The sequence below is a fragment of the Pseudomonas sp. TH43 genome, from assembly GCF_016650635.1.
Taxonomy (GTDB): Bacteria; Pseudomonadota; Gammaproteobacteria; order Pseudomonadales; family Pseudomonadaceae; genus Aquipseudomonas.
On record NZ_JAEKFI010000001.1, the window covers coordinates 116,763 to 135,673 of the forward strand.

17 protein-coding genes and 2 riboswitches are annotated in these 18,911 nt (G+C 61.2%); of the genes, 9 read left to right on the forward strand and 8 right to left on the reverse strand.

The genetic code is table 11. The features are described 5' to 3' along the window. Positions 1-37 precede the first annotated feature (37 nt). The 3 genes from JFT81_RS00420 to nfuA all read left to right on the forward strand — a co-directional run bounded on the left by JFT81_RS00420 (position 38) and on the right by nfuA (position 4,164). Positions 38-2,320 (forward strand): fatty acid cis/trans isomerase, encoded by a 2,283-nt coding sequence (locus tag JFT81_RS00420; RefSeq protein WP_201225412.1) that lies wholly within the window; start codon positions 38-40, stop codon positions 2,318-2,320. 179 nt (positions 2,321-2,499) lie between these two features. Further along, complete coding sequence (locus JFT81_RS00425; protein WP_201225414.1) at positions 2,500-3,522, forward strand: acyltransferase; 1,023 nt, start codon at positions 2,500-2,502, stop codon at positions 3,520-3,522. Positions 3,523-3,579: 57 nt separating this feature from the next. Further along, the gene (nfuA, locus tag JFT81_RS00430) at positions 3,580-4,164 is read left to right on the forward strand and encodes a Fe-S biogenesis protein NfuA (RefSeq protein ID WP_007912592.1); all 585 of its coding nucleotides are present in this window, start codon (positions 3,580-3,582) and stop codon (positions 4,162-4,164) included. A 112-nt stretch (positions 4,165-4,276) separates the two neighbouring features. Here nfuA and cobM read toward each other — a convergent pair whose 3' ends face one another. The 4 genes from cobM to JFT81_RS00450 all read right to left on the reverse strand — a co-directional run bounded on the left by cobM (position 4,277) and on the right by JFT81_RS00450 (position 6,425). After that, the gene (gene cobM, locus JFT81_RS00435) at positions 4,277-5,023 is read right to left on the reverse strand and encodes a precorrin-4 C(11)-methyltransferase (protein WP_201225416.1); all 747 of its coding nucleotides are present in this window, start codon (positions 5,021-5,023) and stop codon (positions 4,277-4,279) included. Positions 5,024-5,104: 81 nt separating this feature from the next. After that, positions 5,105-5,518 carry a cobalamin biosynthesis protein gene (locus tag JFT81_RS00440; protein WP_201225418.1) on the reverse strand — a complete coding sequence of 138 codons (414 nt, stop codon included), beginning with the start codon at positions 5,516-5,518 and terminating at the stop codon, positions 5,105-5,107. Further along, entirely contained in the window at positions 5,515-6,216 is a 702-nt protein-coding gene (locus JFT81_RS00445; protein WP_201225420.1) for a CbtA family protein, read from the reverse strand. Before JFT81_RS00445 ends, JFT81_RS00440 begins: the two co-directional genes overlap by 4 nt. An 11-nt stretch (positions 6,217-6,227) precedes the next feature. Then, entirely contained in the window at positions 6,228-6,425 is a 198-nt protein-coding gene (locus JFT81_RS00450) for a CbtB domain-containing protein (protein WP_201225422.1), read from the reverse strand. 122 nt (positions 6,426-6,547) lie between these two features. Further along, a riboswitch (cobalamin riboswitch) is annotated at positions 6,548-6,770 on the reverse strand. Positions 6,771-7,726: 956 nt separating this feature from the next. Continuing rightward, a riboswitch (cobalamin riboswitch) is annotated at positions 7,727-7,939 on the forward strand. A 98-nt stretch (positions 7,940-8,037) separates the two neighbouring features. On the opposite strand from JFT81_RS00450, the gene cobW reads away from it, so the two are divergent. The 4 genes from cobW (at position 8,038) to JFT81_RS00470 (ending at position 14,834) form a co-directional block, all read left to right on the forward strand. Beyond that, positions 8,038-9,111: a cobalamin biosynthesis protein CobW gene (gene cobW, locus JFT81_RS00455; protein ID WP_242485532.1), complete on the forward strand. Its 1,074-nt coding sequence runs from the start codon at positions 8,038-8,040 to the stop codon at positions 9,109-9,111. 3 nt (positions 9,112-9,114) lie between these two features. Continuing rightward, the gene (gene cobN / locus JFT81_RS00460; RefSeq protein ID WP_201225426.1) at positions 9,115-12,963 is read left to right on the forward strand and encodes a cobaltochelatase subunit CobN; all 3,849 of its coding nucleotides are present in this window, start codon (positions 9,115-9,117) and stop codon (positions 12,961-12,963) included. Between the two features lie 201 nt (positions 12,964-13,164). Then, the gene (locus tag JFT81_RS00465) at positions 13,165-14,169 is read left to right on the forward strand and encodes an AAA family ATPase (protein WP_201225428.1); all 1,005 of its coding nucleotides are present in this window, start codon (positions 13,165-13,167) and stop codon (positions 14,167-14,169) included. A 2-nt stretch (positions 14,170-14,171) separates the two neighbouring features. Then, on the forward strand, positions 14,172-14,834 hold the full coding sequence (locus tag JFT81_RS00470) for a VWA domain-containing protein (RefSeq protein WP_347340480.1): 663 nt from the start codon (positions 14,172-14,174) through the stop codon (positions 14,832-14,834). 219 nt (positions 14,835-15,053) lie between these two features. Here the strand turns inward: JFT81_RS00470 and JFT81_RS00475 are convergent, their stop codons facing one another. Continuing rightward, positions 15,054-15,371 (reverse strand): DUF883 family protein, encoded by a 318-nt coding sequence (locus JFT81_RS00475; protein ID WP_201147888.1) that lies wholly within the window; start codon positions 15,369-15,371, stop codon positions 15,054-15,056. Positions 15,372-15,525: 154 nt separating this feature from the next. Here JFT81_RS00475 and JFT81_RS00480 point away from each other — a divergent pair, with 154 nt between their 5' ends. Continuing rightward, on the forward strand, positions 15,526-15,780 hold the full coding sequence (locus JFT81_RS00480) for a hypothetical protein (RefSeq protein WP_201147889.1): 255 nt from the start codon (positions 15,526-15,528) through the stop codon (positions 15,778-15,780). A 4-nt stretch (positions 15,781-15,784) separates the two neighbouring features. Here the strand turns inward: JFT81_RS00480 and JFT81_RS00485 are convergent, their stop codons facing one another. Further along, positions 15,785-16,693, reverse strand: coding sequence for a LysR family transcriptional regulator (locus JFT81_RS00485; protein ID WP_201225430.1), 909 nt, complete (start codon positions 16,691-16,693; stop codon positions 15,785-15,787). 84 nt (positions 16,694-16,777) lie between these two features. On the opposite strand from JFT81_RS00485, the gene JFT81_RS00490 reads away from it, so the two are divergent. After that, positions 16,778-17,701 carry a carbon-nitrogen hydrolase family protein gene (locus tag JFT81_RS00490; RefSeq protein ID WP_201225432.1) on the forward strand — a complete coding sequence of 308 codons (924 nt, stop codon included), beginning with the start codon at positions 16,778-16,780 and terminating at the stop codon, positions 17,699-17,701. Between the two features lie 105 nt (positions 17,702-17,806). Here the strand turns inward: JFT81_RS00490 and JFT81_RS00495 are convergent, their stop codons facing one another. Continuing rightward, positions 17,807-18,352, reverse strand: coding sequence for a GNAT family N-acetyltransferase (locus JFT81_RS00495; RefSeq protein WP_201225434.1), 546 nt, complete (start codon positions 18,350-18,352; stop codon positions 17,807-17,809). Positions 18,353-18,405: 53 nt separating this feature from the next. Next, complete coding sequence (locus tag JFT81_RS00500) at positions 18,406-18,879, reverse strand: LEA type 2 family protein (RefSeq protein ID WP_201203282.1); 474 nt, start codon at positions 18,877-18,879, stop codon at positions 18,406-18,408. Positions 18,880-18,911 lie beyond the last annotated feature (32 nt).

Below are 18,911 nucleotides of genomic sequence, written 5' to 3' on the forward strand. Positions count from 1 at the left end.
AATCGCGGCGTTTTTCTTCAGGGTCGGGATCAGGCACATGTCGTACCGCGTCATCAGCATTGTTTTGCTGTTTTTAAGCTGGGGCGCCGTTGCGCAAGAGCCCCTGATTTCCTACACCCGTGATATCCAGCCGATCTTCACCGAGAAGTGTGTGGCCTGCCATGCGTGCTACGACTCTGCCTGCCAGCTCAACCTTGGCAGCGGCGAAGGCGCGGCCCGTGGCGCCAGCAAGATGCCGGTCTACGACGGCGAACGCACGCAAGCGGCGCCGACCACCCGACTGTTTTACGACGCCTTCGGCAAACGCGCCTGGCAGCAAAAGGACTTCTATTCCGTACTCGACGCGCAGGGCAGCCAGGCGGCGTTGATGGCACGGATGCTGGAGCTGGGCCATAGAACCCCGTTGCAGCCGAATGCCAAACTGCCTGAAGAAATCGTTCTGGGTTTGAATCGCGCGAATCAATGCGCGATGCCCGCCGAGTTTGACGGCTACGCCGGTGCTCATCCGAAGGAAGGCATGCCGCTGGCCGTGACCGGCCTGACCGATCAGCAATACCAGACCTTGCAGCGCTGGCTCGCTTCCGGTGCGCCGATTGACGAACAGGGTTTGGCGCCGAGCGCACAAGAGGCGCTGCAAATCGTCCAGTGGGAAAACCTGCTCAACAGTCCTGGCGCTCGCCAGAGTCTGGTCGGCCGTTGGCTCTACGAGCACCTGTTCCTCGCGCACATCTATTTCAAGGATGGCGAGCCGGGGCATTTCTTCCAATGGGTGCGTTCGCGCACGCCGACCGGTCAATCCATCGACCTGATCGCTACTCGCCGCCCCAACGATGATCCGGGCACACAGGTGTACTACCGCTTGTGGCCGGTGCAAGGGGTGATCGTGCATAAAACCCACATCACTTATCCGCTGAGCGCGGCGAAAATGGCGCGGGTCAAAAGCCTGTTCTACAGCGGTAACTGGCAGGTCAACGCGTTGCCGGGTTACGGGCCGAACAGCCGCGCCAACCCGTTTGCTACGTTCGAGGCCATTCCGGCGCAGGCGCGTTACCAGTTCATGCTCGATAACGCCGAATATTTCGTCCGCACCTTCATTCGCGGCCCGGTGTGCCGTGGCCAGATCGCGACCGACGTGATTCGCGACAACTTCTGGGCGCTGTTCCAGGCCCCGGATCACGACCTGTACATCACCGACCCGAACTATCGCGGCCAGGCCACGCCGTTACTGGCGATGCCGGGGCAGAACGATGATGTCGGCAGCGTGTTGACCCTGTGGCACAACTACCGCGACAAGCGTAATGAATACGAGGCCCTGCGCCGCGACAGTTACGCCGATCAACCAGCGCCGAGCTGGTCGACGCTGTGGGCCGGCAACGACAACGCGCTGCTGAGCATCTTCCGCCACTTCGACAGTGCTTCGGTGACCAAGGGCCTGATCGGCGAAGTGCCGCAGACGATGTGGTTGTTCGACTATCCCTTGCTTGAACGCACCTATTACCAGTTGGCGGTCAACTTCGACGTGTTCGGCAACGTCTCCCATCAGGCGCAGACTCGCCTGTATTTCGACCTGATCCGCAACGGCGCCGAGCAGAACTTCCTGCGCCTGATGCCGGCCGATTCGCGCGAGGACTACCTCGACGATTGGTACCAGAGCAGCGGCCAGTTCAAGATGTGGCTGGATTACGAGGCCATTGATGACGACAAACCGACCGCGCTGAAACTCGACGAAAAAGATCCGAAATACGATTTCGCCATGCAGTTGCTGGCGCGTTACGGCGATCTGAATGCGCGTCCCGATCCGATCAACCGTTGCGACAATGCCTATTGCTCACGGCCGAATATCGACCCGGCGTTGCAAAATGCCGAACAGGCGTTGAGCCGCCTTACAGCACGGCCCGCTGCCGGTTTGAAGGTGATCGACCAGTTGCCGGAAGCAACCATGCTGCGCATTGAAACGGCCAGCGGCAAACGCGAGGTCTACAGCCTGCTGCGCAATCGCGCGCACAGCAACGTGGCGTTTTTGACGGGGGAGTCGCTGCGCTATCAACCGGGGCTGGACACGTTGACTATCTATCCGGGCGTGCTAAGCAGTTATCCGAATTTCATCTTCAACATCCCGGCCGATCAGGTGCCGGCATTTGTCGATGCCATGGAAAGCGCCAAGGATCAGCCTCAGTTCGAGAAAATCGTCGAACGCTGGGGGATCCGCCGCAGCCATCCGCAGTTCTGGTTGTATTTCCACGATCTGAGCCAGTACCTGCACGAAACCGACCCGGTGGAAGAGGGCGTGCTGGACATGAACCGCTACGAGAATCTTTGATCATTTAAGAGCGTTCTGCTGTCCCAATTCTGACTAGACCCACATTCCCTGTGGGAGCTGGCTTGCCAGCGATGAGGGCGGCCCATTCAACATTTATGCGGCCTGACACTCCGCCATCGCGGGCAAGCCCGCTCCCACAGGGTTTAGTGGTATTTCAGGAACTGTGACGGGAGCGCGCGATGTTGATTTCAGTGCAGGCCCTGCGTGCGCTGGCCGCGTGGACAGTGGTCTGCCATCACTTCATGCAGATTTTCTTCAATTTCGAAGCACGTGGGCCGATCGGCCAGTTGTTCATCGACAAAGGTGCGGTGGGCGTGGATATCTTTTTCGTCATCAGTGGCCTGGTGATTTTCCTTTCCACCGAGAATAAACCGCTGCCGCCGGCGCGGTTTCTGTTGTACCGATTGTTTCGCATCGTCCCGGCGTATTGGCTGTACACCGTGCTGATGGCGTTGCTGGTAGTGTTTGCCCAACCGTTGTTGCCGGATCAGACGGTGGATTGGAACCATCTGCTGCTGTCCTTGCTGTTTATCCCGACTGAAAACCCCGGCGGCTACGGGATTTACCCGACGCTGAATGTCGGCTGGACGCTCAATTACGAAATGCTCTTCTACGTGCTATTTGCCTGGGCCCTGCTGTTTCGTTTGCAGGTGCGCCTGCTGGTGGTCGCGGCGCTGCTGTTTGCCGTGAGTCAGGCGTGGACAGGGTTTGGCTGGATCAGCGAGTTCTATCGCTCGGACATCGTTTATGAGTTTCTGCTGGGGATCGGCATCGGCATGCTCCATCGTCGGGGCTGGATCGGCGCCGGTCTATGGCTGCCCCTGGCGGGCATCGTCGCGGCATTGTTGACGATTTATCACTTGGCGCCGGCGCCGAGGCTGCTCAATTGGGGCGTACCGAGTGCGGTGCTGGTGATGTCGTGCATGGCGCTGGAGCGTTACGTCGAGCGCAGTCGGTTGCTCAAGTTGCTCGGTGATTGCTCCTACTCGGTGTACCTGATGCACGTGCTGGTGTTGTCGACGGGCGGTTTTCTTGCACGGCGCTATGGCATCAACCCGTATCTGATGTTTGTCGCGTGCGCATTGGCGATCGCAGGCGGTTCATGGCTGAGCTACGAATGGGTGGAAAAACGCAGCTACCGTTGGCTCAAGGCTCGGATCGACGGCGAGCCTGACGAGAATCTTTCCCGACAAAAATACTAGGACTTTGTCCGGCGCAACGATTGGCGTAAACTGCGCCCAAGCCTGCGAGGAGTTTCCATGACCGCTATTACCATTACCGACGCCGCCCACGATTACCTGGCCGATCTGCTCTCCAAGCAGAACACCCCAGGCATCGGCATCCGCGTCTTCATCACCCAGCCTGGCACCCAGTACGCCGAAACCTGCATTGCCTACTGCAAGCCGGGCGAAGAAAAACCTGAAGACACCGCGCTGGGGCTGAAAAGCTTCACCGCGTATATCGATCACTTCAGCGAAGCCTTTCTTGACGACGCCGTTGTCGACTACGCGACCGACCGCATGGGCGGCCAACTGACCATCAAGGCGCCCAACGCCAAAGTGCCGATGGTCAACGCCGACAGCCCGGTCAACGAGCGCATCAACTACTACCTGCAAACCGAAATCAACCCGGGGCTGGCCAGCCACGGCGGTCAGGTCAGCCTGATCGATGTGGTTGAAGACGGCATCGCCGTTCTGCAATTCGGTGGCGGTTGCCAAGGCTGCGGCCAGGCCGACGTGACCCTGAAGGAAGGCATCGAGCGCACCTTGCTCGAGCGCATTCCCGAGTTGAAGGGTGTTCGCGACGTGACCGACCACACGCAGAAAGAAAACGCCTACTACTAAGTGGTGTTCGCTGCGGACAAGAAAAACGGCACCCCGTGAGTGCCGTTTTTTTACGCCTGCGATTTATGTGTGGCTGCCTATTTTGTGGCGAGGGGATTGTGTATAGCGATTTTCAGGGTCTGTAGAGGTGTGCATGCCCGGCGCGATACAGCGATGACTCACTGAAAACCTCACTCCCCAGCACTCGTCCCACCAGTATCAACGCCGTCCGCCGAAAGCCCTTGGCCTCAACCTTCTCGGCAATATCTTCCAGCGTCCCGACCACCCAATCCTGATCCGGCCACGTCGCCCGGTGAATCACCGCGATCGGGCAGTCCGCGCCGTAATGCGGCAGCAGCTCCGCCAGAATCTTCTGCAGATGGTTGACCCCCAGATGAATCGCCATGGTCGCGCCATGCTGGGCCAAGTTGCCCAATTCCTCACCCGCTGGCATCGGGGTCTTGTCTGCATAACGGGTCAGAATCACGCTTTGCGAGACGTCCGGCAGGGTCAGTTCAGCACCCAACAACGCAGCGCACGCCGCTGTGGCTGTTACGCCGGGGATGATTTCGAACGGAATATTCAGCTCGCGCAAGTAACGAATCTGCTCGCCAATTGCGCCATACAGACTCGGATCCCCTGAATGTACCCTTGCCACATGCTGGCCTTTGGCGTGCGCGGTTTTGATCAGTTCGATGATCTGTTCCAGATGCAATTCAGCGCTGTTGACCACGGTTTCAGCCTGATGACCGTCCAGTACCGCCGCAGGCACCAGCGAGCCTGCATAGATGATCACCGGGCAACTGCGGATGAGCCGTTGACCTTTGACAGTGATCAATTCCGGGTCGCCGGGGCCGGCGCCGATGAAGTAGACGGTCATCAAGAAATCCTGTGAAAAACGGGGCAGGGCAATGCTTCAGATGAAGATTGCTCATGATCAATGGCGGGGATTATCGGGGTTTTATGCAGCGCCGGCCAATGCCAAGGTCGCTTGAGCGTATTTTTGCCGGGAAATCAGCAGTTTTGCCGGTGCCTGGATCATCTGTTCAGCGAGTGCCAGTGCAGCACTCTCGGCAACGCCATAACAACCGGTGCGCTCGAAAGCGATTTGCGAATGATGGCTGAGTCGTTGCTGGTAACTGGCCAATTCTTCGCTGCTGAAGTACAGCAAGGGCAGGGCCAGTTGCGTGGCGAGTTCCTGCAAACCGGGCTCATCGCGCTTCAGGTCGATACTGGCCAAAGCCTTGACCGCTTCCAGCTCGATGCGGTGCGCCTGCAAAGCCTGGTCGAGTAACGCGCGCAACGTGCTGGCGGGGCAGCCGCGCTGGCAGCCCAGGCCGACCACAAAGGTCGGCGCTGTGCTGTCATTGGTCATGCGTGGTATTGACCGTCGCTTTTGCGGCGGAACAACCAGGCGCTGATCAGGCCCAAGGCCAGCCAGAACGCCACGTTGGTCAACTGCGAAGCGATTTTGAACTGAGCTTCCAATGCTTCTGGAGCGAGCATCGAATGCACTTCCGGCTGCGGTGCGCCGATCACATGCGGGACGGCAAGAATCGCCACGCCGAGGATTTTCATCAGCCAGTGACGGCTGAACGCAATCAACGACAGGCCGACAGCGGTTGAGGCGGCCGTGCCGATCCACCACATCTGTCGCGACGCCAGATCAGCGGCAGCGGTGCCCGGCAATTCCGGCGGCAGGCCCAGAGTCGGCGCCAGAACGAAAGTCGCGTAACCGGCCAGGCCCCAGAGCAGACCTTGCGAGGTTTTGGTCGGTGCGCGCAGGGTGTAGAGACCCGCGAGCATCAGGGCGAAACCAACGGCCACCACCAGATTGCCGCCCGTGGTCGAAACCACGCGCTGCCAGCCGTTTTCCGGCTCCCAGGCTTCGGCATCATGAGTGTGCGCAGCGGCGCCGGCGGCGTGTTCGTGAACTTCAGCCACGGGTTCGGATTTCTCGAAGGTCTCGGCCTGCAGAATCAGCGGCGAGACCCAGAAACTTTGCAGCAGCGTGAGGAGCAGGGCGGCCAACAGGCCGGTGAAACCTGCGGTTTGCGCAATTCGCTTGATCATGTCGACAGGTCTCAGTGGCACGGGAACGCGGCGCTGTGGCGGGTATCGTGGGCGGCGTTGTGCACCGCTTCGATGTGCGAGAAACCGGCGAAGTAGACCAGACTGGCGCCGAGGATCGACGCGAAGATGGCAGCGCCAAGGCATTGGCTCAGTGTGGCGGTGCTGGTGATTTTGTCCGTGTTGCTGCCGGTGCTGCTGATGATCGACATGGCGCTTCCCTCTGGAGTGTCAGCGGGTGAATCGAGCGCATGAAAACCCCTGCGGGTCTGGCTCGCAGAGGTTCGAACAGCGCCCGCCCACCGCGGGTTTGTTATGTTCAGGCCGCACAAAGTGCGGGCTGTGTGTTGCGGGCCGGTCTCCGGGCTCACGAGGGGTTGGCGTCTGGCCGACCTGCAAGCATCACCTTCCCATGCCTTGTTGGCACAGTGGATCTGACGCTTCGCTCGCTTACCGTTGCGGGGGCAGCACCGGACTGACATGGGCTTGAGTAAAGCACATGATTCACCGGTTTCCCGTTTCACCCTGTGAAGGGCACCCGTAACAAGTTGTGTAGGAGAGCATGAGGGGGGATTTGAGTCAATTGGGGGGGGGCAGATCCGTTGCTGCGGTAACGACTGCTTAGGGTTTCGCCCTGACGGCGAGTCACCTTTTCCAAACGCCGAAAAGGTAACCCAAAAGGCTTTACCCTGACGTACGGCCCTCGCTGTGGCTCGGGTTCCTTCGCTGCGGGATCGATCCGGGCGCATCGCCTACGGTTTGCTGCGCTGCACCTCCTCTCGATGCATTTGGCTGCGCCAAACGGTCGCTGCGCTACCACCCCCGGATCAATCCCTCCACTCAGCCTGCCGACGGGCCTTCTAGATCAAGAGCGGTACTCGAGCTAACGCTCATTGTGTTGAGTGGGGCGGCATGCGCCGCGTTTGGGGGTGTACTCGTTTTTTTTGGCAGCGATGGCGGCCTGACAGCCGACCAGTCTCTGGCGGGTGGGCCTGGCTCAAATTGTGGGAGGGGCTTGCTCCCGAATGCGGCCTGACAGCCGACCTGTTTCTGCCGGTTGTACTCGACCCCTGTGGGAGCTGGCTTGCCAGCGATGGCGGCCTGACAGCCGACCAAGCTCTGGCAGGTGTACCCATTCCCTGTATGAGCTGCTGAAGGCTGCGATCTTTTGATCTGCTCTGGCTCTGGCTCTGGCTTTGCTTTTGATTTTTTGCCCCTTCGGCAGGCCGAGCGGAGGTGTTCATCGGGGGGTTAGGCGCGCAGCGCCGTTTGGCGAAGCCAAACACATCGAGAGGAGGTGCAGCGCAGCAAACCGTAGGCGATGCCCCCGGATGGACACCGTAGCGAGGGAACACTGAGCCTCAGCGAAGTGCCGTACGCCAGGGGCAAAGCCTTTTGCTTACTTTTCGGCGTTTGGAAAAGTGAGTCGCTGTAAGAGCGAAACCGCCAGCGGCAGCTCCCGCAGCAACGGATATGCCCCCAATCCAAACATTGACCGGTCACCACCCGATGCGTAGCCTTGCGCATTCGAGGTTCTTCGGCCGATGCCGAAGCTAAGAAGGGAACGCGGTCAATGCCGCGGCTGCCCCCGCAACTGTGAACGGTGATGTTCGTTGCCACGCCACTGCCAGCTCAATCGATGAGCCAGCGGGAAGGCGCAACGAATGCCAGGCCCAAGCCCTGAACGCCGTCAGCCAGGAGACCTGCCTCGTCACAGATTCTCACTACAACCGGGCGGGGTGATCCGGTGGCGAACGCTTCCGGCGCGCACGCGCGTTGCCGGTTCTCGTCCCGTATGCCCGCCGCTTGCCAAAGGGCATACCGATGAAAACACTGGCCAAACTCCCCGTCACCATCGTCACCGGCTTCCTCGGCTCGGGCAAAACCACACTGTTGCGCCACATGCTCGACAACGCTCAGGGCCGTCGCATCGCGGTGATCGTCAACGAATTTGGCGAACTGGGCATCGACGGTGAAATCCTCAAGCAATGCACCATCGGCTGCACCGAAGAAGAAGCCACCGGTCGCGTCTACGAACTGGCCAACGGCTGCCTGTGCTGCACCGTCCAGGAAGAGTTCTTCCCGGTAATGCGCGAACTGGTTGCCCGTCGCGGCGACCTTGACCATATCCTCATCGAAACCTCGGGCCTGGCCCTGCCAAAACCACTGGTGCAAGCGTTCCAGTGGCCGGAAATCCGCAGCGCCTGCACCGTCGACGCAGTGATCACTGTGGTCGACAGCCCGGCCGTGGCCGCGGGCACCTTCGCCGCGTTCCCGGATCAGGTCGACGCCCAGCGCAAACTGGACCCGAACCTCGACCACGAATCGCCACTGCACGAGCTGTTCGCCGACCAACTGGCCAGCGCCGACCTGGTGATCCTCAACAAGGCCGACCAGACCAGCCCGGAAGACCTCGCTCGCGTACGCCTCGAAGTCGCCGAAGAACTGCCGCCTGCGGTGAAAATCATCGAAGCGAGCAACGGTCGCGTGCCGCTGGACGTGTTGATCGGCCTCGGCGCCGGTTCGGAAGAACACATCGACAGTCGCCACAGCCATCACGATCATCACCACGGTGAAGGCGATGACGATCACGATGACCATGATCACGACGCCTTCGATTCGATCTCCATCGAACTGCCACAGGCCGACGAAAGCTTGCTGCTCGACGCGCTGACGCAATTGGTGGTCAAGCACGGCATCCTCCGTGTCAAAGGTTTTGCCGCGATCCCGAACAAACCGATGCGCCTGTTGATTCAGGGCGTGGGCACGCGTTTCGACAAGCATTTCGACCGTCAGTGGGGCGCCGATGAGGCGCGCGTCACGCGTCTGGTGTTGATCGGTCAGGAGCTCGACGCCGCGCAACTCGAAGCGCAACTGCGCGCCGCGCTCAGCGTTTAAGCCATGCACCTGCTCAGGACCCAGCCCGGCGGTTTCGTTTCGGATGACAACATTGCCGACCTTGGCCAAACCCCCGCCGAGTTGGTGATCCTGTGCAGCGGCGACTCCAGCCTGGCGCTGCTCGCCGAAGCCGCGCAGCAATTGCCCGAGGATTATCCGAGCCTGCGTCTGGCTAATCCCATGCAGGTGCAGAATCACGCCTCGGTCGATCTGTACGTCGATGAAGTGCTGCGCCACGCCAAAGTCATTCTGATTTCGCTGCACGGCGGCATCGCTTATTGGCGCTATGGCGTCGAACGTTTGATCGAGCTGGCCGAGCGCGGCGTGCAGGTGATTCTGGTGCCGGGCGATGATCGCCCCGACCCGGAACTCAGTGACTTGAGCACCGTTGGCGCCGAAGATCGTGATCGGCTGTGGCAGTTCTTGCGTCAGGGCGGCATGGGCAATGCGCTGGATTTTTTCCGCTGCCTCGCCAGCCGTTGGCTCGCTCGCGATTACGTCTGGGGCGAGCCGCAAGCCTTGCCGCGCACCGCGATTTATCACCCGAACAAAACCGCCGCCGCACTGAGTGACTGGCAAGCCGATTGGCTGCCCGAGCAACCGGTCGCGGCGGTGTTGTTTTACCGCTCGCACCTGCAAGCGGCGAACACCGCGTTTATTGATGTTTTCTGCCAGCGCTTGCAGGCGGCGGGACTTAACCCGCTGCCCGTCGCGGTGGCCAGTCTGAAAGAGCCCGGCTGCCTCTCGGTGGTCGAGGATTGGCTGGACGAAGTCGAGGCGGGGGTGATTCTCAACACCACCGGGTTCGCCCAATCGAGCCCCGAAGCGCCACACCTGCGGCCGTTTCGCCGCAATATTCCGGTCATTCAAGCGATCTGTGCCCAGGACAACGAACCCGGTTGGCGCGACAGCGAGCAAGGCCTCGGCCCTCGGGATCTGGCGATGCACATTGCGCTGCCGGAACTCGACGGGCGGATCATCAGCCGGCCGATCAGCTTCAAGGATCTGGCCTGGCGCAGCGAGCGCAGTCAGTCCGATGTGGTCTGCTATCGGGCGCAACCCGAGCGCATGGATTTCGTCGCCGAACTGGCGCGGCGCTGGATCGATCTGGCGCGGGTACCGAATGCCGAGAAACGTATTGCGCTGATCCTCGCCAACTACCCGACTCGCGATGGGCGTATCGGCAACGGTGTCGGCCTCGATACGCCAGCGGCGGCGCTGAACATCCTGCGCGCATTGCAGGTTGAGGGTTATCCGATCACGGCAGAACTGCCGAGCAGCGGCACCGAGTTGATCCAGCAATTGCTCGGTGGCGTCAGCAACGATCTTGACACCATTGACCTGCGTCCCTGCCAGCAAAGCCTGGCGATGGACGCTTACCTGACGATGTTCAATGAACTGCCCGAGGCCAATCGCGCGGCGGTGGTCGAGCGTTGGGGGCCACCGCAAAGCGACCCGATGTGCCGCGACGGGCGGATGATGATCGCCGGTTTGCGCTTTGGCCTGACCTTCGTCGGCATTCAACCGGCGCGCGGTTATCAGGTTGACCCGAGCGCGGTCTATCACGACCCGGATTTGGTGCCTCCGCACGCTTATCTGGCGTTCTACTTCTGGTTGCGCAACACCTACAGCGCCCACGGCGTGATTCACGTCGGCAAGCACGGCAATCTGGAATGGTTGCCGGGCAAGGGCGTCGGGCTCTCGGAAAACTGCTGGCCGGATGCGCTGCTCGGGCCGTTACCGAATATCTATCCATTTATCGTCAACGACCCGGGCGAGGGCGCTCAGGCCAAACGGCGCACGCAAGCGGTGATCATCGACCACTTGATGCCGCCGCTGACCCGCGCCGAAACCTATGGCCCGTTGCGCAATCTGGAGCTGCTGGCTGACGAGTATTACGAAGCGCAGTTGCTCGATCCACGCCGCGCCCGCGAGTTACAGAAGGACATTCTGCAGTTGGTGCGTGACACGCAGATCGACCGAGAACTGCAGCTCGACGCGGCGCTCGACAGCGACGCCGATGCGGCGATCTGGCTGCCGCGGCTCGATACGTATCTGTGTGATCTGAAGGAGTCGCAGATCCGCGATGGCTTGCACATTTTCGGTGAATCGCCGACCGGGCGTTTGCGCATCGATACCTTGCTGGCGTTGCTGCGCATTCCACGGGGCGATGGCAAAGGCGCGCAATCGAGCCTGCTGCGAGCGCTAGCCAAAGCCTTCGCGCTCGGCTTCGATCCACTCGACTGTGCGCTGGCTGATCCATGGACAGGCCCACGCCCCGAAGCGCTGCAATCACAAAGCAACGAGTCTTGGCGCACCGCCGGCGACACCCGCGAACGCCTCGAACTGTTTGCCACGACCCTGATTTCCCAAACACTACAAACCCCGTGTGGGAGCGAGCCTGCTCGCGAAGGCGTCCTGTCAGCCGCTACCCATTTACCTGACCCACCGCTTTCGCGAGCAGGCTCGCTCCTACAGGGGCCGGGGTGGGCTGATGTAAATCTGATCATCCAGTCTCTGCGCGAAGTCGTCGCCCCACGCCTCGACGCCTGCGGCCCCGCCGAAATGCGCGGCTTGCTCGATGCCTTGAGCGGGCGTTTCGTCCCGGCCGGCCCGAGTGGCGCGCCCAGCCGGGGTCGTCTCGACGTATTGCCGACCGGACGTAACTTCTATTCGGTGGATGTGCGCAACCTGCCGACCACCACCGCGTGGCGCATCGGTTTCCAGTCAGCGACGCTGATTCTCGAGCGGCATATGCAGGATCATGGTGATCATTTGCGTCAGCTCGGTTTATCGGTGTGGGGCACCGCGACCATGCGTACCGGCGGTGACGACATCGCCCAGGCCATGGCACTGATGGGCGTGCGTCCTGTCTGGGCCACGGGCAGTCAGCGTGTCGACGATTTCGAGATTTTGCCGCTGAGCCTGTTGGATCGTCCGCGTGTCGATGTCACGCTGCGAGTCTCAGGATTTTTCCGTGATGCCTTTGCCAACCTGATTCGCCTGTTCGATGCTGCCGTGCAAGCAGTTGCTGCGCTCGATGAGCCCGACGATCTCAATCCATTGGCCGCGAAAGTGCGCGCCGAACGCGAAGCCTTGCTGCAATCGGGCCTCGATGAAGAAACCGCGCGACGTCAGGCCGGTTGGCGGATTTTCGGTGCCAAACCCGGTGCCTACGGAGCAGGCGTGCAGGGCGCCATCGATGGCCGTTTGTGGCAGTCCCGCGAGGACCTCGCCGAGGTTTATCTGAACTGGGGCGCTTACGCCTATGGCGGCGCCGACGAGGGTACGGCCGCGCGCGAGCAATTCGTCCAACGCCTCAGCCAGGTGCAAGCGGTGCTGCAGAATCAGGATAATCGCGAACACGACTTGCTCGATTCCAACGACTACTACCAGTTCCAGGGCGGCATGCTCGCGGCCGTGGAAACCCTGCGCGGCGAAGCAGCGGCCAGTTATCACGGCGATCACAGCCAGCCGGATCTGCCGAAGATTCGCACGTTGAAAGAAGAGCTGAACCGGGTAATCCGTTCACGGGCGGCCAATCCGAAATGGATCGACGGGGTCAAACGCCACGGCTATAAAGGCGCGTTCGAGATGGCCGCGACCGTCGACAACCTGTTCGCGTTTGATGCGACCACGCAATTGATCGACGACCATCAGTACGCGTTGCTGGCCGATGCTTACTTGCTTGACCCGGCGACTCGGGATTTCGTCCGCGAGCATAACCCGCATGCACTGCGCGACATGACTGAGCGCATGCTCGAAGCTCAACAGCGGGGCATGTGGCAGGAACCGGGGGCTTACAAAGAAGCGCTGGAGAATCTGCTGCTGGATATAGAGGAAGATATGTAGCCCCAGCCTTCGCGGAGGGAGAGGGGGGCGATTTATCTTGGCTTCAAGACTTGAATTCAACTCGGTACCTCAGGTCGGCGAAATTGCAGAGAACACCTCGTTAGGTGCCCTCTCCCCCGGGAGAGGGCTAGGGTGAGGGCCACCCCAACGGTCACCCCACAACACCCAGGCACACCAGAGACCACGAAAGAGAAAACCCAAATGACCGACACCCCACATTTCCCGCTCTCCGCCGTGGTCGGCGCCGATGACTTGAAACTCGCCCTGTGCCTCACCGCCATCGACCCGAAAATCGGCGGCGTACTCATCGAAGGCCCACGCGGCATGGCCAAATCGACGTTGGCGCGGGGCTTGGCCGACGTGCTCGCCAGCGGCCAGTTCGTCACCTTGCCGTTGGGCGCCACCGAAGAACGCTTGGTCGGCACCCTCGACCTCGACGCGGCCCTGAGCGCCGGGCGTGCGCAGTTTTCCCCCGGTGTGCTGGCCAAGGCCGACGGCGGCGTGCTCTACGTCGACGAAGTCAATCTGCTGCCCGATCACTTGGTCGATCTGCTGCTGGATGTCGCCGCCAGCGGCACCAACCTGATCGAGCGTGACGGCATTTCCCACCGCCATTCGGCGAAGTTCGTGCTGATCGGCACGATGAACCCGGAAGAGGGCGAGTTGCGCCCGCAATTGCTCGATCGTTTCGGTCTGAATGTCGCCCTCAGCGGCCACACTGCACCCGCCGATCGTGGCCAGATCATTCGCCGGCGGCTGGATTTCGACAGCGACCCGCAAGCGTTCTGTGCGCAATGGGAAACGCAGCAGCAAGCCCTGCGTGAGCGTTGCGAAGGCGCTCGCCGTAAGTTGAACGACATTGCGCTGGACGATGCGGCGTTGGCGCAGATCACCGAGCGTTGTTTCGCTGCCGGCGTCGATGGTTTGCGTGCTGACCTGGTGTGGCTGCGCGCCGCGCGGGCGCACGCTGCGTGGCGTGGTGCTGACGCGATTGGCGAAGAGGATATCGATGCTGTGGCCGAATTTGCCTTGCGCCATCGCCGCCGTGAACAGCCTTCGTCCAGCCCGCAACAACCGGCGCAATCACCGAGTAATACGCAAACCACGCCAAGCGAAGGGCAGGGCCAGTGGGGCGACCTGCCGGCACCGTCAATCGCCACGGGCGCGCGGCGTGAAGTGCCGAGCTGGCCAGCAAAAAAGCCTTAGGCATTCGCCCCCGATCCGCTGCGGGGGCGAATGCCAGACCCCGCGCCGGACGCCTGGATAACGGCCGCCAAGGCAAACGCCATGCCGCTCGCAGCGGCACGGTGAACTGGCCGGGAACGCTGCTCAATGGCCGCCCGCAAACCCGCGCCGACCTGCTGTTGCAATGGCGTACGCGCAGCCCGCATGAACTGTGGCTGGTGGTCGTCGATGCTTCGGCCTCCACGCGTCGCCATCAGGCATTGAGTGATGCCAAAGGCCTGCTCGCGCAATTGTTCGATGACGCTTACCGACAGCGCGCGCGGTTGGCGCTGTTGACGGCCAGCGGCACCGCGCCGAAGTGGCAGGTGCAGGGCCTGAAGGCTTCCAGTGGTTTACGCGCATGGCTCGATGCCTTGGGCGCGGGCGGTGGCACGCCGTTAGTGGCGGCGCTGGCGCAGGCACAGCAATGGCTGACGGCGCGGCGCAAACGCTTGCCCGCCGAGCAGCAACGTTTGCTGGTGGTGACGGACGGGCGCTTGAAAGCCTGGTCGGGGCTGCCGGTGCTGGAGTGTCCGGGGCTGTTGATCGATATCGAGCGGGGGCCGATTCGGTTGGGGCGGGCGAGGGAGTTGGCGGAGGGGCTGGAGGCCGAATATCGGCATATAGATGAGCTGCTTTCGGTCTGACATGGGTGGTGTCTGATCGGGCCTCTTCGCGAGCAAGCTCGGCTCCTACAGAGTTTGCGGCGTTGTGGCATTGCGGCATTGCGGCATTGGGGCATTGGGGCATCGCGGTTTTTGCAGGAGCAAGGCTTGCCCGCGCATGCATCACCTCGGTCTCAAAACCCGCGTACAAAAATGCCAGTCAGCGCGAACTGACTGGCATCGGCTTCAATCGCGTAAAAATCAACGACGACCGAGCAACAACCCCACCACCAGACCAAAACCGGCGGAAATAGCCACGGTCTGCCATGGATGGCCGCCGATGTAGCTCTCGGTGGCCTCGACTGCAGGTTTGGTGCGTTCGCGTACGTTCGACACCGATTCCAGGGCTTGCTCCAGCTTCAGGGCTATTTGCCCGCGCAGGGTTTCCGCTTCCTCGCCAACCAGTGAGGCACTGTTTTTCAGCAGTTTGTCGGATTCTTCGATCAATGCCTGAAGCTCGCTGAAGGCTTGATCCTTGATTTGATCCTGGGCGGCTTGCACGGCGGATTTCCGGGCCATTGGGTGACTCCTTGCAGTTGAATGGACAGTGATCAATGGAGTGTGGCGCATCGCGAAAAGTTGCACTGAATTTAGGTCAGAAAGAAAAACCTGCGCGGGAGATTTCTGTCGAGCGTGTAAGATGTCGCCATTTTACGCAGCAGGATAATTCCCCATGAGTTTCAATCTGGCCGACAAATCCCTCGCAGAGCGCGCCGCTCTGGAAGACGAGAAATCCCGTCTGTTCGAACTCTGGCAGAACAATCTGGGCAAAGCCAAAGGTGAAGCCGCGCGGTTGTTCGGCGAGCGCGCCAAGCGCAAGGGCAAATGGGCGGAGTGGGTTCGCGCGGAGCTGGATACCATGTCACCGCCCGAGTTCGCCAACATGGTGCGCAGTGAAGTCAACCGCTTGATGGCCGCGAGCAAGTAACCTTTCAGCCGAAACTGGCGGCAATCGCCTCACGCACTTTGACCACCACCGGATCGATCTGCGTACTGGTGCGCCAGCCCAGTTCGATCGGGTAACGCGGCAAGGCCAGCGGGCAGGGCAGCAAGGTCAGCCCGCTGATCGCCGCAATACTCTGCGCAGCATGCGCCGGAATGGTCGCCACCGCCTGACTGCCCTTGAGCAGATAAGGCAGCGCGGCAAAATGCGTGGTCGACGCGCACACCCGACGACTCAAGCCCAGCGCCGCCAGCCCTTCATCGGTAATCCCGATAAATCCCCCGGACGACACCAGCAAGTGCTCGCGGGCGACAAATTCCTGCAGATCGATCTGCTGCTGGCCCGGCGCCAGGCTCGCCGGATCGACCAGACACGCATAACCGCCTTCGCCCAAGACCTGACGGCTGAGCAGCCGCTCGGCAAATCCGCCGGCGGTGATCGCCAGATCAATGCTGCGTTCGATCAGATCGCGGGCGACGATCTGGCTGTGGGTCTGGCGAAAGATCAGGCGCAGTTTCGGCGCGCTGCGGGCAATCTCTTCGATCAGACGCCGGCCGTAGGCAATCTCGAAATCATCCGAGAGGCCAACCGTTACCGAGCGACCGTCATACTGCTGCGTGGTCGGATCGACCATCGCCAGACTCTGCCGACACTTGTTCAACGCTTCGCTGAGCACCGGTTTCAGCTGATTGGCTTGCAGCGTCGGCGCCAGGCCGCGACCGGTACGCACGAACAATTGATCGCCATACACCTCGCGCAAACGCCGCAACGCCGCGCTGACCGCCGATTGCGTCACGCCCAGGCGCAATGCTGCACGGCTGGCGCTGGACTCCTCGTGCAGGGCTTCAAAGACTTTCAGCAGGTTGAGATCTACATCGGTGATATTCATGTGGCTCATATCATTCAGCAGTGCTTTGGGCTTTATTCATGATCGCGTGGCGCCGCAGAATCAGCAACATCTGAACCTGACGGAGTAAACGTGATGGCCAAATCGATAGTCGCCGCCCTGCAAATCGGCTCTCTGCCCGGTGGCAAAGGTGAAACCCTGGAACAGATTCTCGGCTGGGAAGCGGCGATCATTGCCTGCGGCGCGTCGCTGGTGGTGATGCCGGAAGCCTTGTTGGGCGGCTATCCGAAAGGTGAAGGGTTCGGCACGCAACTGGGTTATCGACTGCCGGAAGGGCGTGAGGCTTATGCCCGTTACTTCGCCAATGCCATCGACGTGCCGGGCACGGAAACCGAAGCCCTGGCGGGTTTGTCGGCGCGTACCGGCGCCCATTTGGTGATTGGCGTGATTGAACGCGCCGGCAGCACGCTGTATTGCACGGTGCTGTATTTCGACCCGCAGGCCGGGCTCGTCGCGAAACACCGCAAACTGATGCCGACGGGCACCGAGCGGCTGATCTGGGGAAAAGGCGACGGTTCGACGCTGCCAGTGCTCGACACGTCCGTCGGCAAGCTCGGCGCGGTGGTGTGCTGGGAAAACATGATGCCGCTGCTGCGCACGGCGATGTACGCCAAGGGCATTGAAGTGTGGTGTGCGCCGACGGTGGACGAGCGTGAAATGTGGCAGGTGAGCATGCGCCATATCGCCCACGAGGGCCGCTGCTTTGTGGTCAGCGCCTGTCAGGTGCAGGCATCGCCGAACGAGCTGGGCGTAGAGATTGCCAACTGGCCGGCGGAGCGCCCGTTGATTGCCGGAGGCAGCGTGATAATCGGGCCGATGGGTGACGTGTTGGCCGGGCCGCTGCGCGGTGAGGCCGGATTGCTCACCGCCGAGATCGACACCGATGAATTGATTCGTGCGCGGTATGACTATGACGTGGTCGGCCACTACGCGCGGCCGGACGTCTTCGAGTTGAGCGTGGACGAACGCGCCAAACCAGGCGTGCGCTTCACAACGTGACCCCGAATATCCCCTGTAGGAGCTGCCGAAGGCTGCGATCCTTTGATCTGTCTTTTTATAAACAAGATCAAAAGATCGCAGCCTTCGGCAGCTCCTACCTGAGGATTAGTGGTTTTGCAGCCATTCTTCGCGGGTGATTTCCCAGAGGTCGCGGGGGAAACGGCCGCTGACGAAGTCGTCTTCATCGCTGCGGATCAAGCGCATACCGGCGCGTTCGGAGAGTTTGCGTGAGCCGATGTTCGGCGCGGCTTTCGGGACGCGCATCAGCGGGCGATCAAGGCTCTTGAACCAGTAATCGGTCACCGCGGCACACGCTTCGGTCATCAACCCTTGACCCTGCGACGCTGGCGCCAGCCAGAAGCCACGGTTGTTGTCCGGCTGATCCATCAGGCTGATGTTGCCGATCAACTGCTCGGGCGCCGACTTCAAGCGAATCGACCAATGCCACTCTTTGCCAGCCGATATCGCCGGCAACGCAACGTCACGCAGGTAGCTGAGGGCGCCGTCATCAGGGTACGGCCAAGGCACGGCGGCATTGAGATAACGCACCACTTCCCAATGGGCAAACTGTTGCTGCACGGCGTCAGCATCGGCCAGTTCCAACGGGCGCAGGATCAGCCGTTCGGTGTACAACGTCGGTGTGTCTTCCATAAACCTGCAGCCTCCCTGAGTGTCTTTGATAGACGTGGGAGGCTAACGCATTTTTACCAGGTCGCGGCACTGGCCTTGGGCAAACTGAGCTTGCCACTGTCGACAAAACGCATGGTGCCGAACACACCGCCCGCGAGTTTGCCGCGCAACACGTAAGGCAGGTTGTCGAGGGTTTGTGTCTGGCTGAGGCCAAGGGTCTGGCGCAGTACCGAGAACGCGGAAATGCTGACGGGTACGCTGACGATGGTTTCGGAAAAGCGAGGAATCGAACCGCTCTGGTCGCTCACGCCCGACGCCAGCGAATGGCCGTTGACCTCCAGATCCAAAGCAATGCCGTTGTAGTCGATCGCGGTTTCATTGGGGTTTTGCACGCGCAACTTGATGGCGAAGCGCACTTCCAGGTCCTGGCTCGGCAACGGTTCGAGGCCGACCACATTGATGTTCACCGGATCACGGTTGGGGAACAGCGCGCAGGCGCTGAGGGACAGCAGAAGCAGCGACAGGATGACGGCATGGACACGGCGCATAAACGGTCTCTCAACGAAAAAGGGCTGAACCG

Excerpts from the sequence above, each read along its gene's own strand:
- JFT81_RS00425 (WP_201225414.1), top strand. The coding sequence starts at position 2,500 with ATGTTGATTTCAGTGCAGGCCCTGCGTGCGCTGGCCGCGTGGACAGTG.
- JFT81_RS00450 (WP_201225422.1), bottom strand. The coding sequence starts at position 6,425 with ATGTCGATCATCAGCAGCACCGGCAGCAACACGGACAAAATCACCAGC.
- JFT81_RS00495 (WP_201225434.1), bottom strand. The coding sequence starts at position 18,352 with ATGGAAGACACACCGACGTTGTACACCGAACGGCTGATCCTGCGCCCG.
- JFT81_RS00440 (WP_201225418.1), bottom strand. The coding sequence starts at position 5,518 with ATGACCAATGACAGCACAGCGCCGACCTTTGTGGTCGGCCTGGGCTGC.
- JFT81_RS00465 (WP_201225428.1), top strand. The coding sequence starts at position 13,165 with ATGACCGACACCCCACATTTCCCGCTCTCCGCCGTGGTCGGCGCCGAT.
- JFT81_RS00500 (WP_201203282.1), bottom strand. The coding sequence starts at position 18,879 with ATGCGCCGTGTCCATGCCGTCATCCTGTCGCTGCTTCTGCTGTCCCTC.
- JFT81_RS00475 (WP_201147888.1), bottom strand. The coding sequence starts at position 15,371 with ATGGCCCGGAAATCCGCCGTGCAAGCCGCCCAGGATCAAATCAAGGAT.
- JFT81_RS00485 (WP_201225430.1), bottom strand. The coding sequence starts at position 16,693 with ATGAGCCACATGAATATCACCGATGTAGATCTCAACCTGCTGAAAGTC.
- cobM (WP_201225416.1), bottom strand. The coding sequence starts at position 5,023 with ATGACCGTCTACTTCATCGGCGCCGGCCCCGGCGACCCGGAATTGATC.
- nfuA (WP_007912592.1), top strand. The coding sequence starts at position 3,580 with ATGACCGCTATTACCATTACCGACGCCGCCCACGATTACCTGGCCGAT.
- JFT81_RS00445 (WP_201225420.1), bottom strand. The coding sequence starts at position 6,216 with ATGATCAAGCGAATTGCGCAAACCGCAGGTTTCACCGGCCTGTTGGCC.
- JFT81_RS00480 (WP_201147889.1), top strand. The coding sequence starts at position 15,526 with ATGAGTTTCAATCTGGCCGACAAATCCCTCGCAGAGCGCGCCGCTCTG.
- cobW (WP_242485532.1), top strand. The coding sequence starts at position 8,038 with ATGAAAACACTGGCCAAACTCCCCGTCACCATCGTCACCGGCTTCCTC.
- cobN (WP_201225426.1), top strand. The coding sequence starts at position 9,115 with ATGCACCTGCTCAGGACCCAGCCCGGCGGTTTCGTTTCGGATGACAAC.
- JFT81_RS00490 (WP_201225432.1), top strand. The coding sequence starts at position 16,778 with ATGGCCAAATCGATAGTCGCCGCCCTGCAAATCGGCTCTCTGCCCGGT.
- JFT81_RS00420 (WP_201225412.1), top strand. The coding sequence starts at position 38 with ATGTCGTACCGCGTCATCAGCATTGTTTTGCTGTTTTTAAGCTGGGGC.